This is a genomic window from Leptolyngbya sp. FACHB-60 (assembly GCF_014695775.1).
In the GTDB taxonomy this organism is placed as follows: domain Bacteria; phylum Cyanobacteriota; class Cyanobacteriia; order Phormidesmidales; family Phormidesmidaceae; genus Nodosilinea.
The window spans coordinates 322848-335535 of record NZ_JACJOX010000017.1; the positions used below are offsets into that span (position 1 = coordinate 322848).

Consider the following 12688-nt stretch of genomic DNA (forward strand, 5'->3'; position numbering starts at 1 on the left):
GTGCAACTAACCTATGTCCTATTTGAGGGTCTCGGTGCAATAGTCACTCGCGATGGCAACAATTTTCAGAACGCCAATTTTACCGTGTTATCAACCGATCAAATAGTTGGTCATTCACACTAGCAAGATGACGATATGCAGCCGTTTTCAATTCAAAATCCAGATTCGGCACAAGGCAGAATCTGACATAGTTTGCTACGCTTTTGGCGCTGCAAGCGCGTAGATAAAATGACTGCTAACTACATCATGGCCCTAGATTTGGGCACCACCGGCAACCGAGCAATCATCTTTGACCGGGAGGGGGCGATCGCTGGTCAGGCCTATCGTGAGCTTACCCAGTATTACCCGCAGCCCGGCTGGGTTGAGCACGACGCCCGCGAGATTTGGGATGCGATCGCCTGGGCCATGGAGTCGGCCATCGCCAATGCCAAACTGAAGCCGACCGATATTGCCGCCATTGGCCTAACCGTGCAGCGTGAAACCTGTCTACTGTGGGATAGGCGCACTGGTCGCCCCCTCGCCAATGCGATCGTCTGGCAAGATCGCCGCACGGCACCGCTGTGTAACCAGCTGCGCGACGAGGGGAAAGCTGAGGAAATCTACGATCGCACTGGCCTAGTCCTTGACGCCTATTTCTCTGCCACGAAGCTGGCCTGGCTGCTAGAGCAGGCTAAGAAAGAGGTGGACCCGCCGGTTGATTTTGACCAAGTGCTTGCAGGCACGATCGATAGCTGGGTGCTGTGGAACCTCACCGGGCGGCAGGTTCATGCCACCGATCACAGCAATGCCAGCCGTACCATGCTGCTCAACCTTGCCAGCGGCCAGTGGGATGCCACCCTGCTAGCTCTGTTTGGCATTCCGCCCCACATCATGCCTGCGATTCAGCCCAGCGTGGGGGTGTTTGGTCATACAGATCCATCTATTTTAGGGACTGAAATTCCCATTGCGGCGGTTTTTGGCGACCAGCAGGCGGCGCTCTACGGCCACGGCTGCGATCGCCCCGGCCTGCTCAAGTGCACTTACGGCACTGGGGCGTTTCTGGTGTCGCACACCGGGGATGAAGTGGCGCGATCGCAAAACCATCTGCTCTCTACAGTGGCCTGGTCTGAGGCAACGCCAGATCCGCAGCGGCCCCATCTCGGCTATGCGATCGAGGGCAGCATGTTCACCGCTGGGGCCTGCATCCAGTGGCTGCGCGATGGCCTACAAATTATCTCCAGTGCGGCAGAGACCGAAATTCTGGCCCGCAACGCCCGTGACAACGGCGGCGTCTACTTTGTGCCCGCACTCAGCGGCCTCGGTGCCCCCCATTGGGACATGAACGCCAGGGGTGCATTTCTGGGCCTGACTCGCGGTACCCAGCGAGAGCACATGGTGCGAGCGGTGCTAGAGGCGATCGCCTACGAAGTCAAAGAAGTGGTCGATGCCGTCAATCAAGATGCCGGTACCCCCATTCATAAACTCAAGGTCGATGGCGGAGCCTGCAACAACGACTTTCTTATGCAGTTCCAAGCCGACGTGCTGGGCATTCCCGTCGAGCGACCCCAAATGCTCGATGTCACCGCCCAGGGAGCCGCCTTTGCAGCGGGCCTAGCGATCGGCTTCTGGGATGACTACCGCACGCTCGTGGAGAGCCGTGCGATCGATCGCGTGTTTGAACCCGGTGCAGACCAGGCCACAGCACAAGAAAACTTTGCCCTGTGGATGAAAGCTGTCGAGCGGGCCAAGGGCTGGGCTGGCTAGCAGTACAGTTCTAAGCAAAATGAAATTCCCGCTAACCTAAGGAGACGTGCCCCTCTCCTCCATTGCCATGCCCGATACCCATGACGTCAGCACCCCTCTTACCCCTGCGGCCTCAGCAGATTTAACCCCTGCGGCGAACGTTTCCTCAGATGAGGAGATGTGGGACATCGTTGATCATCACCTGGTGCGCTACGGGGGCAGCTTTGCTCCCAGGCTGATCGAGCGGGCGCGGGGCAGCTATCTCTACGATCGCCAGGGCCGCAAGATTCTCGACTTTACCTCTGGGCAGATGTGCGCCACCCTGGGCCACAACCATCCCGATGTGGTGCAGGCCATCCACAAAGCCTGCGAAGACGTGCTGCACCTATTTAGCGGCATGCTGTCTCCAACAGTGGTAGAACTGGCCGACTCGCTCTGCCAGCTTTTACCGCCCGCCCTGCAAAAGGCCCTATTTCTCAACACCGGCAGCGAGGCCAACGAAGCTGCCCTGCGAATGGCCAAATTGCATACGGGCGGCTTCGAGGTAGTGGGGTTAAGTGCCTCCTGGCACGGCATGACCGCCGGAGCCAGCGCCAGCACCTTTGTCTCAGCCCGCAAAGGCTATGGCCCCACCATGCCGGGAAATCTGGCGCTGCCCACGCCCAACTGCTACCGCTGCCCCATTCGCCACTGCCAAGATCAGTGCGATATGACCTGCCTAGAGGTGGGCTTAGACCTGGTCGATAGCCAGTCGGTAGGGGCCTACGCCGCGCTGATTGTGGAACCTGTGCTCAGCGCTGGGGGGGTGGTCGTGCCTCCCGAGGGCTACTTCCAGCGGTTGCAGGCCTACTGCCAAGAACGGGGCATGCTGCTGATTTTGGATGAGGCCCAAACCGCTTTTGGCCGCCTGGGCAGCTTTTTTGCCTTTGAACAATTAGGCCTGGTGCCCGATATTCTCACCCTGTCGAAGACTCTTGGGGGAGGCCTGCCCCTGGCGGCGACCGTGACCAGCGAGGCAATTGAGGTTGATTGCTACGAGAAAGGCTTTATCTACTACACCTCCCATGTGTCTGACCCGATGCCAGCGGCGGTGGGGCTAGCGGTGCTGCGGGTGTTAGCCGGCCAAAACCTAGCCGAGCAGGCCACAACCATGGGGGCATACTTGAAGGATGGATTGCTCAAGCTGAAGGATCGCTACGAGGCAATCGGCGATGTGCGCGGTCGAGGGTTGCTGTTGGGGGTAGAGCTGGTGAAGGATCGAACCACCCGCGAACCCGACCCAGAAAAAGGTGCCGCTATTACCCGCCGCTGTCTAAAACTAGGGCTGAGCATGAACATTACCGCCCTACCCGGTATGGGCAGCGTGTGGCGCATTGCCCCGCCGCTAACCGTAACCTATGAAGAGCTAGACGAAGGACTCGCCATTTTGGATCAGGCGATCCGCGACTGCCAGTGATGACTTGTCCATCACTGGCGTAGCGTAAAACGATTCTTCCCCCTCTATCCTTTAACCCTCCACCGCCCCATGAAGATTTTGCTCGTTGATGACGAAGTAGAACTCGCCGACCCGCTGAGTCGCTTACTCAATCGGGAAGGTTACGAGGTGGATGTGGCCACTAGCGGAGAAACGGGCTGTGACTTGGCTGGCCAAGGCGGCTACGACCTGCTAATTCTCGACTGGATGCTGCCGGGGCTGAGCGGACTAGAGATCTGTCGACAGGTGCGATCGCGCCAAGACAACACCCCTGTGCTCTTTCTCACGGCCAAAGATACCCTCAACGATCGCGTCGATGGTCTCGATGCCGGAGCCGACGATTATTTGGTCAAACCCTTCGAGCTGCGCGAACTGTTGGCGCGGGTGCGGGCACTGCTGCGGCGATCGCCCAACCTCGAAGCAGCCACCCCGACTCGCTTGACCTACGGCGATCTCACCCTCGATGAAGCCAACCAGCTTGCCCACCGCCAGGGGCAACCCGCCGAACTCTCCGAAAAAGAAACCCGCCTGCTGGCTTACTTGCTACGCCACCCCAACCAGGTACTCACCCACGAACAAATTTACCAGAGCGTTTGGGATGACCAAGACGCCCCTAGCAGTAATGTAGTGGCCGCCCAAATGCGTCTACTGCGCCGCAAAATAGAGCCAAAAGGCACTGCGCCAATTATTCGCACCGTCTACGGCAAAGGGTATCGGTTGGGCGGGTAAGTTTTGAGTTCGCCCATTCAACACTCACAACTTAAAGTTCAAAACTTTTTAGAATCTCGACCCTCGCTGCCGTAGAAACTCTGCCTCATCTGGGGTCGTTTCCCGGCCTAAAATCTGATTGCGGTGGGGAAATCGCCCAAACCGCTGAATCACTTCCCGATGGCGCAGGGCATAGTCGAGGGTGGATTCAAATTCAGGGTGGGTGGCGTAGAGCGATCGCACCAACACCACCGAGCGCTCCTGATCGGCCAGATTTTCGCTGTGCTCTAGCGGTAGATAAAAAAAGATGCGCTCTACCGGCAAAACCTGCTGGTCATAGCCTTGGGCTAGGGCATAGTAGGCAGTGTCTTGGGCAACGCGATCGGTGGCAAAACTGCGCGCCTCGCCCCGAAACAGATTGCGCGGAAACTGGTCTAACAGGATCACTAGGGCGAGGCACGATCGCGGTTTCTGCCGCCACGTCGCCAAAGCGCCAGTTGAAGCCTGCTCATAGTCAGTCAAAAACTGCCGCCGAATTGTGCCATCAAACACCGGGTCTTTCTTGAACCAGACCCGGCGCTGCTGACCATACTCGCTACTAGACTCCTCTGGGTCGCCAAACCAAAACCGCAGAATCTCTTGCCAACGCCCCATCCACGCACCTACTCCAGCACCAGCGGATCCAGCGCGTAGTCCTCCCATTTCTGGTGCGATCGCTCCGAAATGTGGGGCGTCACAATAAATTTAGGCACTTCATCTTGGGTAACATCAATGCGCACAAAAGAGTAAGGCCGCCGTCGCTCGGCTTTGTGGCCCACGAGGCCCATGTACAGCTGCGATTTTGCCACCAGCTTAAACTCCGTTTGCCCATCGGGGTCTGCCCCCAAGGGTTCATAGAGCATGGTGCCCTCCGGGCGCTGCCGCCGCAGGCTCAAACCGCTGCCGCCGCAGACTAAATAGTTCATGTGGCTGTCGGCGTAGCCGGTGGCCTCGGTTTTGAGATATTCAAAACAGTGGGCGTGACCGTTGAGCACCAAGTTGACCGGAGGGCGATCGGGGCCAATTTCAGGCACCGCCGCCGCTACTTGATCGAGCACCCAGCGCAGGTTTTGGCGAATGGCCATCGTCTGCCCCTGGCCCCACTTAGTATTTTCCGTCACGTAAGGGGGGTGGTGAAAGAACAAAACGCGCCCCCGCACCGCCTTATCCTGCCAAGAAGCAATTAGCCCATCCCGCAGCCACAGCAGCTGCTCAGTATCGACCAGCGTAGTGGGTCGAGGGTGCACCTGCTTTTCAATATCGAGCAGCATCTCCTCCATCTGCTCTATCTTGGCTTGCAGGTCGTCTAAGCGCTCTTGGGAGTGAGGATCGGTGCGTTGCAGGTGCATAGCTTCGTCTCGCACCTGCTGCTGCTGACGCTGAATAGCCTCTCGCTGGGCCAGCAACCGACCTCGATAGGCCGCATTTGAAGCCCGCTGGGGCGACAGGGCCGGGTCGTTGAAGGTGCTGCTGTCGAGGGCAAAAAAGTCGATGCCGCCGTAGCGAAAGGTGTAATAGCGATTGGGCAACCGAGTAAACTGCCCCGGCTGGTAGCGCAGCCCCAGGGTGTTCTCGCCCCAGGGGCCATAGTGGCGATCGAGGTGAGCGTCTAGATCTTCATCCGACAGCGTGCGTAAGTAATCCAAAAAAGCGCGGGCATAGGCATCGCCAATGCCAGAACCGTGCCAGCTCACATTGGGGTTGAGGTTCAATCTCAGCAGCTTGCGCACGGGCCGGGACAGCTGCACCAAAATGCTGTAGAGCCGGGGCAGGTTGTAATAGTCATGGTTGCCCGGCACCGCCAAAAACGGAAACTGAAACACCATGGCGTCAAAGGCGATGCGATCGGGGCGATCGCCCCCTACCAGCCATTCCCGGTAGGGCTTGATAAAATTTTCTGGATATTGCTCGCTAGAACCGACCTGGTATACCACATCACCTGTGTGCAGCAAAAAGCGGCAGTCTTGCAGGTGGGGCAGCATTTGCTCAGCAATGCGCCGCTGGGGATGATGGTCGGGGTGAGGGCCAGAGCCGCTATCACCAATCACCAAAAACGAAAATTCTCTATCGTCGCTGCGACCATCCTCCAAAATTAGCCGGGTCTGGTCGATGCGGCGCTGCATTAACATCGGGTGCTGCCAGCAGACCCGCTCTTTCATTTTGGCGACTTTGGTCAAAATGGGCGGGTCAAGAATGGAAGCCATGGGTCAGGAGTGAATTTGTGCGGCGATTGAGAGCTGGCCCCAAAGCGAAAGGCCCTCATTTAGGGTAATCTGTGTTTCCTGAAATTGCCGAGCTTCCTATGCAGCAGCGGCAATGATCCGGCGCGGGCAGGCTAAGCTAAATCCATTCCGGGTAGAGCGAGCAGGTGACGAAATAGACGCTCTCCTTACAAAAATTTGACAGTCATCCTCGCTGAACCACGGCGAAACCTTTGAGCACCCATGCCCCTCGACTCTATTGACAACGTCATTCACCAGTTTGAACAGCAGCCTCGCTGGCGCAGCCGAGGCCTATTTCGCCAGGTGCTCAACAGTTGGGCTGCCGTCGTGGGCGACGGGGTAGCTCGCCAGGCCGCCCCCGTGCGGCTCGATCAAGACGTGCTGCACGTGGCGGTAGTTAACCCAATGTGGGCCCAAACTCTAACGCTAGAGCGGCGGCGAATTTTGGCCAAACTCAACGATCACCTCCACCTCAACCTCAGCGACATTCGCTTTTCGAGTGGCGACTGGTACCGGCAAAATAAGTCGGCTCAGCCTGGCAAAACGTCAGCTGCCGCATTAGAACTACCTGAGTGGCTGCGGCAGCACCCCAGCTATGAGCCTCGCGCGATCCCGCGATCGCCCCAGCGCCCCGAAACAGCCGAAGAGAGCTTTGAGCGCTGGGCAGGCCTGACCCAACAGCTGGCGGCCCAGCAGCCCCTCTGCCCCCAGTGCCACTGCCACTGCCCCACGGGGGAACTCAAACGCTGGGGACGGTGCAGCATTTGCGCGGCCAAAGGGCTCAAAGGCCCAGTTGGGCAACATTCTGTATGACGGGTTGAACTCCAAATACCTGAGCAAAGCTGCTCACAACCACTGGACGCACCGCCTCCACCGTAATGCCTGGGCAAAACTGGGCCAGGCTGCCCACCGATTTGTCGGCAATGCCGCAGGGCACGATTGCCTGAAATCCTACCAAGTCGGGACAAATATTCAGCGCAAAGCCGTGCATCGTCACCCAACGGCTCACCTTAATGCCAATCGCCGCCAGCTTGGTGTTGCCTACCCACACTCCGGTTAGCCCGGCCTGCCGCTCTGCACTCACGCCAAACTGGGCCAGCGTTTGAATCAGCACTTCCTCAAGCTGGCGCAGATACCAGTGCAAGTCAGGCTGGTGCCGCTTCAGGTTGAGAATCGGGTAGCCTACCAGCTGACCAGGGCAGTGGTGGGTGATCTCGCCCCCCCGTTCAGTGCGAAACAGAGGATAGGGCAATTCCTCAGCTGGGAGCTTGAGGTGATCTAGGGTTGAACCCTGGCCCAGGGTATAGACACCAGGGTGCTCGACCAAGAGCAGGCAATCGGGCTGAGGGTGCTCGCGGTGGCGCTGTACTAGCGTCTTTTGCAGCGTCCAAGCGGCGGCAAAGGGCATGACCCCCAGCTCATAAATATTGCAGAGAAACGTTGATTCCTCGTACTTTTGCTCCATTCTTGTCAAGGGTAAATCAGCGTAAATGGCTTAATTTTCAAAATTTTGCAATCAAGAATTATCAACCCATGCAAAGGATTCTAACGGACGCTGTCGTGCAGAATACAAGGTGTTAGGGTGAACCCAAGCCGACGTATCAAGGAGTCCGCTTTATGAAGCTGGTAATCCATGGCAGAAATATTGAGATCACAGACGCGATTCGGGAGCATGTAGAACAAAAAATCCTCAAGGCGGTGAGCCACTTCAAGCACCTAACCAATGAGGTCGATGTCCATCTGTCCGTAGCCAAAAACCCCAGAATTGGGGCCAACCAGGCCGCCGAAGTTACCCTGTTTGTAGACGGAGCCGTTGTCAGAGCCGAAGAAAGCAGCGAAAATCTCTACGCCAGCATCGACCTGGTAGCCGACAAAATTAGCCGCCAGCTGCGCAAGTTCAAAGAAAAGCGCAACACCCGCATGCAGGGCAATTTGGGCAAAACCACCGAGGCCTACCTCAACGAAGCGCCCCTGACTGATGTTACCCATGTGCTCAACACCAGTGAGCCCCAGCTCCCTGAAGAGGTGATTCGCACTAAGTACTTCGCGATGTCGCCCATGTCTGTGTCAGACGCCCTAGAGCAGCTCGCAGTCATTGACCACGATTTCTATATGTTTCTCAACGCAGAAACTGAGGAAATTAACGTGATTTATGAGCGCAACCACGGTGGCTACGGGTTAATTCAGCCCCGCAAGCCCAATTCAAACAGCCACCAAAACGGGCACACAGCTCAGCAGTCTGTTGAAGCCGCTGCCCACAGCTAGCCCTAGGCGAACTGCACACCATTACGAAAGCCCCAGACTCTCTAAGAGTCTGGGGCTTTCGTAATGGGTAGAACCCACGGTAGTGGATCAGTCCTGGGATTATCTTGCCCGCAGAAATATCTTGGGTGCTTTCTTTCTCAGCAGTTTTGCTAAGCAGGGGAGCCGCTCAGGAGAGGTTCTACGCCGCCTTTAGAATCTAAGGCAAAGAGGTCGTCGCAGCCGCCCACGTGGTGATCGTTGATAAAAATCTGGGGGAGCGATCGCCGCCCATCAGCCCGCTCAGACATTTTGTTGCGGGCCGCCTCATCGCCGTCGATGGCGTATTCGGTGTATTCAATACCTTTTTGGTCTAGCAATCTCTTAGCGCGAATGCAGAAAGGGCAGCTTCTCCAGGTGTAAATTTCGACGGTAGGGGTCATAGCGCACCTCCAGGGGCGGTAGTTAAGGTTCTTTACATTTATTTTAGTCTTCTCGGCCGTGTCGCTACGTCAACAGTTCGATAGGCATGCTTATGGGCTGGCGGTGGCATGCGTGGGAGGTGAAGAGGTTTTACAAATTTTTCTCCCCCGTCTCCCCCATCCTCCCTATCTCCCTCACCTTGAAATTCACCTCACCCACTTCCCTTCAAGGCATGGGCGATCGCATCCACCACCCGCGGCACCTCCACAATCTCAAGCCCGTCTACTTTTACTGACTGCCCCTTGGGCACGATCGCCCGCTTAAAGCCCAGCTTTGCCGCCTCCTTCAGCCGCAGTTCTAGCTGGGAAATCGGCCGTACCTGGCCACCCAGGCCCACTTCGCCAATGAGAACAAGTTCTGGATCGACGAGGCGATCGCGAAAGCTGGCCACCACCGAAATCGCGATGCCCAGATCCGCCGCCGGTTCCCCCACCGCCAATCCGCCAGACGAGGCCACGTAGGCATCCAGCTTAGATAGGGGAATGCCCACCCGCTTCTCCAGTACCGCCAAAATTTGCAGCAGCCGGTTGTACTCCACTCCTGTAGTTGAGCGCCGGGGCGAGCTGTAGCTGGTGGGGCTAACCAGTGATTGCAGCTCTACCACCAGGGGCCGAGTGCCCTCGCAGGCGACGATGGTGGCAATGCCTGGCACCTGCTCATCGCGATTGCCCAAAAATAGCGCCGAGGGGTTGCTGATCTCCGCCAGGCCGCGATCGACCATTTCAAACACGCCCAGCTCGTGGGTGGCGCCAAACCGGTTTTTCACCGATCGCAGCAGTCGGTGGCTGGCAAAGCGATCGCCCTCAAAGTACAGCACCGTATCGACTAGGTGCTCTAGCACTTTCGGGCCTGCGATCGCCCCCTCCTTCGTCACGTGCCCGACGATAAACAGCGAAATATTCGCCCGCTTCGCCAACTGCATCAGCGCCGACGTACATTCCCTTACCTGTGAAACCGAACCGGGGGCCGAGGTCAGCGCCGCATAGTACAACGCCTGAATACTGTCGATAATTGCCACCGTCGGCTTCAGCGACTCCAGCTCCATCAGAATCGTCTCTAAGTCAATCTCCGGCAGCAAAAACAACTGCGAATCCACCGCTTCCACCCCGGCGGGCTCAAACTCCTCAAACTCCGCCTCTTCTTTTCCCTCCTCCCTCTTCCCTCTTCCCTTTTTCCCTTTAGAAGTCTCCCCCCTACTCCTTACCCCATCACCCTCATCACTCTCCACCTTCCCCGCCGGCGCCAGCCGCTGCCACCGCAGCTTCACCTGCTGGCCCGACTCCTCCGCGCACACGTACAGCACCCGCTGCCGCGACGCTAACTGGTTTGCCACCTGGAGCAGCAGAGTAGATTTGCCAATACCGGGGTCACCCCCCAGCAGCACCAGGGATCCCGGCACAATGCCGCCGCCCAGCACTCGGTCAAGCTCCCCATAGCCCGAAGGCAAGCGCGCCTGGGGATGGTCTTGGATCTGGTTTAGGGTCATGGCCAAGCGCGGCTGACTGACCTTAGCCGTTGTCGACCCACCCCGACTGCGCCCCAAAGCAGAGGCCCGAGCGGTAGTCTCCTTAGCAGGCTGAGCCTGCTCTACCAATGCATTCCAGCTGTTGCACACGGGGCAGCGGCCAAAGTACTGGGGCGACTCAGCTCCGCATTCATTGCAGACAAAAATTGAACGAGATTTAGCCATAACTACCTCTGCCCTGCCGATTATCCAGGGCGATATTTGGCTTTAAGACATAGCCGCCGCTGCGCAATAAACCTTAAAAAAGCCTGAAGCACAGATGTTCCATGCATGCGGCATGAATCAATACACATAGAATAATCAAACGTCGTAGGTTCTGCTTCGGCAGCGTTTGGGGGGCACTGCTTTGGCCGTGTCCACGGTTGTTCAGCTCAATCAACTAATTAGCTTTCAAAAGTTAATCATTAAACGTTGCGATTGTTTATAGAATATGACGTTATGTAGGGAGCCTTGAAAGCCTTGGAAAACAACAAAGAAAAAATTCTAGTGGTCGACGATGAGGCCAGCATTCGGCGAATTCTCGAAACCCGCCTATCGATGATCGGCTATGACGTCGTCACCGCCGCCGATGGCGAAGAGGCCCTAGAAACCTTTCGCAATACCGCTCCTGACCTGGTTGTGCTCGACGTGATGATGCCCAAGCTCGACGGCTACGGCGTCTGCCAAGAGCTACGCAAAGAGTCTGACATCCCTATTATTATGCTCACTGCTCTGGGGGATGTGGCCGATCGCATCACCGGCCTAGAGCTTGGGGCCGACGATTACGTCGTCAAACCCTTCTCTCCTAAAGAGCTAGAGGCTCGCATTCGCTCTGTGCTGCGCCGGGTCGACAAAACCGGCATGACCGGCATTCCCAGCTCCGGTGTCATCTCTGTCAACACCATTCGCATCGACACCAACAAGCGCCAGGTGTACAAGGGCGACGAGCGCATTCGCCTCACTGGCATGGAGTTTAGCCTGCTAGAGCTGCTGGTCAGCCGCTCCGGGGAGCCCTTCTCTCGCTCCGAAATTTTGCAGGAAGTGTGGGGCTACACCCCCGAGCGCCACGTCGATACCCGCGTGGTCGATGTGCACATCTCTCGCCTACGGGCTAAGCTCGAAGACGACCCTAGCAACCCAGAGCTGATTCTCACCGCTCGGGGTACCGGCTACCTGTTTCAACGCATAGTAGAGCCCGGCGAAGAATAGTCGGTAGGGTAGTCTGCTAGAATTTCCTCAGGTTTTTAACAGATTTAGCAGATGGGTTTTAACCGGGCACGCATTGCTATTGATGCCATGGGGGGAGATTTTGCCCCAGGCGAAATCGTTGCAGGTGCCATTCGCGCCAAGGCTGAGCTAGATGTCGATGTCGCCCTGGTCGGCGATATCGAGCAGATCAAGGCATCTACGGCCAGTCCGGAGCATCTGGTGGGCATTGAGCTAGTGCCCGCCGAGGGCAGCATCGAAATGCACGAAGAGCCGCTGAGCGCCCTACGCAAAAAGCCCCAAGCCTCGATCAACGTGGCAATGGATTTGGTCAAGCGTAACGAGGCCGATGCGGTAGTATCGGCGGGGCACTCTGGGGCAGCGATGGCTGCTGCCCTGCTGCGGTTGGGGCGGCTGAAGGGTATTGACCGACCGGCGATCGGGGCCGTGTTTCCCACCGTAGTCGCCAACAAATCGGTGCTGATTTTAGACGTGGGGGCCAATGTAGATTGCCGCCCCAAGTATCTAGAACAGTTCGCCATCATGGGCACCACCTATTCCCGCTACGTGCTGGGAGTCGATAACCCTCGCGTGGGGCTAATCAACATTGGCGAAGAGCCTTGCAAAGGCAACGACTTGGCCTTGAAGGCTCACCAACTGTTTGAAGAAAACCCCAACATTCCCTTCGCGGGAAATGCTGAGGGGCGCGATATTCTCTCGGGCCAGTTTGATGTGGTGGTCTGCGATGGTTTCGTGGGCAACGTGCTGCTCAAGTTTGCCGAAGCGGTGGGTGAGTCAGTGCTGCAAATTTTGCGAGAAGAGCTGCCCCAGGGCGTTCGCGGCAAAATTGGGGCGTCTATTCTCAAGCCCAACCTGCGCCGCATCAAGCAGCGGGTCGACCACGCCGAGCATGGTGGTGGCCTATTGCTCGGTGTGGCAGGGGTGACGGTGATTAGCCACGGCAGCTCCCAGGCGCCCTCAGTGTTTAACGCTATTCGGCTGGCCAAAGAGGCGGTCGACAACCGCGTTCAAGACCGCATTCAGGCACAGTACCAGCGGGTGGCCATACCCGCAGCAGACGGAGAATAA

The 12688-nt window shown here is 57.4% G+C and carries 12 protein-coding genes; 7 read left to right on the forward strand and 5 right to left on the reverse strand.

What is annotated here, in order from left to right:
- Positions 1-228 precede the first annotated feature (228 nt).
- The 3 genes from glpK to rppA all read left to right on the forward strand — a co-directional run bounded on the left by glpK (position 229) and on the right by rppA (position 3925).
- Entirely contained in the window at positions 229-1743 is a 1515-nt protein-coding gene (gene glpK / locus H6F57_RS06300; RefSeq protein ID WP_190627524.1) for a glycerol kinase GlpK, read from the forward strand.
- 46 nt (positions 1744-1789) lie between these two features.
- The gene (locus H6F57_RS06305) at positions 1790-3178 is read left to right on the forward strand and encodes an aspartate aminotransferase family protein (protein ID WP_199289729.1); all 1389 of its coding nucleotides are present in this window, start codon (positions 1790-1792) and stop codon (positions 3176-3178) included.
- 69 nt (positions 3179-3247) lie between these two features.
- Positions 3248-3925 (forward strand): two-component system response regulator RppA, encoded by a 678-nt coding sequence (gene rppA / locus H6F57_RS06310; protein ID WP_190627522.1) that lies wholly within the window; start codon positions 3248-3250, stop codon positions 3923-3925.
- Between the two features lie 48 nt (positions 3926-3973).
- Here the strand turns inward: rppA and H6F57_RS06315 are convergent, their stop codons facing one another.
- On the reverse strand, positions 3974-4558 hold the full coding sequence (locus H6F57_RS06315; RefSeq protein WP_190627520.1) for a DUF924 family protein: 585 nt from the start codon (positions 4556-4558) through the stop codon (positions 3974-3976).
- A gap of 8 nt (positions 4559-4566) precedes the next feature.
- Positions 4567-6147, reverse strand: coding sequence for a metallophosphoesterase (locus H6F57_RS06320; RefSeq protein ID WP_190627518.1), 1581 nt, complete (start codon positions 6145-6147; stop codon positions 4567-4569).
- 240 nt (positions 6148-6387) lie between these two features.
- Between H6F57_RS06320 and H6F57_RS06325 the strand changes: the two genes are divergently transcribed.
- Positions 6388-6978, forward strand: coding sequence for a DUF721 domain-containing protein (locus H6F57_RS06325; protein ID WP_190627516.1), 591 nt, complete (start codon positions 6388-6390; stop codon positions 6976-6978).
- On the opposite strand, the gene lipB is transcribed toward H6F57_RS06325, so the two are convergent.
- Positions 6947-7630, reverse strand: a complete 684-nt coding sequence (lipB, locus tag H6F57_RS06330; protein ID WP_190628073.1) for a lipoyl(octanoyl) transferase LipB — start codon at positions 7628-7630, stop codon at positions 6947-6949. The two genes, H6F57_RS06325 and lipB, sit on opposite strands and share 32 nt — an antisense overlap.
- Before the next feature lie 152 nt (positions 7631-7782).
- Between lipB and raiA the strand changes: the two genes are divergently transcribed.
- Complete coding sequence (gene raiA, locus H6F57_RS06335; RefSeq protein WP_190627514.1) at positions 7783-8430, forward strand: ribosome-associated translation inhibitor RaiA; 648 nt, start codon at positions 7783-7785, stop codon at positions 8428-8430.
- Between the two features lie 149 nt (positions 8431-8579).
- Here the strand turns inward: raiA and grxC are convergent, their stop codons facing one another.
- Complete coding sequence (grxC, locus tag H6F57_RS06340) at positions 8580-8849, reverse strand: glutaredoxin 3 (protein WP_190627512.1); 270 nt, start codon at positions 8847-8849, stop codon at positions 8580-8582.
- Between the two features lie 191 nt (positions 8850-9040).
- Positions 9041-10579 carry a DNA repair protein RadA gene (gene radA, locus H6F57_RS06345; protein WP_190627510.1) on the reverse strand — a complete coding sequence of 513 codons (1539 nt, stop codon included), beginning with the start codon at positions 10577-10579 and terminating at the stop codon, positions 9041-9043.
- A 294-nt stretch (positions 10580-10873) separates the two neighbouring features.
- Here radA and rpaB point away from each other — a divergent pair, with 294 nt between their 5' ends.
- Complete coding sequence (rpaB, locus tag H6F57_RS06350) at positions 10874-11602, forward strand: response regulator transcription factor RpaB (protein ID WP_190627508.1); 729 nt, start codon at positions 10874-10876, stop codon at positions 11600-11602.
- 51 nt (positions 11603-11653) lie between these two features.
- Complete coding sequence (plsX, locus tag H6F57_RS06355; protein ID WP_190627506.1) at positions 11654-12688, forward strand: phosphate acyltransferase PlsX; 1035 nt, start codon at positions 11654-11656, stop codon at positions 12686-12688.

What these genes read in the sequence shown, in the direction of transcription:
- glpK (WP_190627524.1), top strand. Translation starts at nt 229, where the DNA reads ATGACTGCTAACTACATCATGGCCCTAGATTTGGGCACCACCGGCAAC.
- rppA (WP_190627522.1), top strand. Translation starts at nt 3,248, where the DNA reads ATGAAGATTTTGCTCGTTGATGACGAAGTAGAACTCGCCGACCCGCTG.
- H6F57_RS06315 (WP_190627520.1), bottom strand. Translation starts at nt 4,558, where the DNA reads ATGGGGCGTTGGCAAGAGATTCTGCGGTTTTGGTTTGGCGACCCAGAG.
- H6F57_RS06320 (WP_190627518.1), bottom strand. Translation starts at nt 6,147, where the DNA reads ATGGCTTCCATTCTTGACCCGCCCATTTTGACCAAAGTCGCCAAAATG.
- H6F57_RS06325 (WP_190627516.1), top strand. Translation starts at nt 6,388, where the DNA reads ATGCCCCTCGACTCTATTGACAACGTCATTCACCAGTTTGAACAGCAG.
- lipB (WP_190628073.1), bottom strand. Translation starts at nt 7,630, where the DNA reads ATGGAGCAAAAGTACGAGGAATCAACGTTTCTCTGCAATATTTATGAG.
- raiA (WP_190627514.1), top strand. Translation starts at nt 7,783, where the DNA reads ATGAAGCTGGTAATCCATGGCAGAAATATTGAGATCACAGACGCGATT.
- grxC (WP_190627512.1), bottom strand. Translation starts at nt 8,849, where the DNA reads ATGACCCCTACCGTCGAAATTTACACCTGGAGAAGCTGCCCTTTCTGC.
- radA (WP_190627510.1), bottom strand. Translation starts at nt 10,579, where the DNA reads ATGGCTAAATCTCGTTCAATTTTTGTCTGCAATGAATGCGGAGCTGAG.
- plsX (WP_190627506.1), top strand. Translation starts at nt 11,654, where the DNA reads ATGGGTTTTAACCGGGCACGCATTGCTATTGATGCCATGGGGGGAGAT.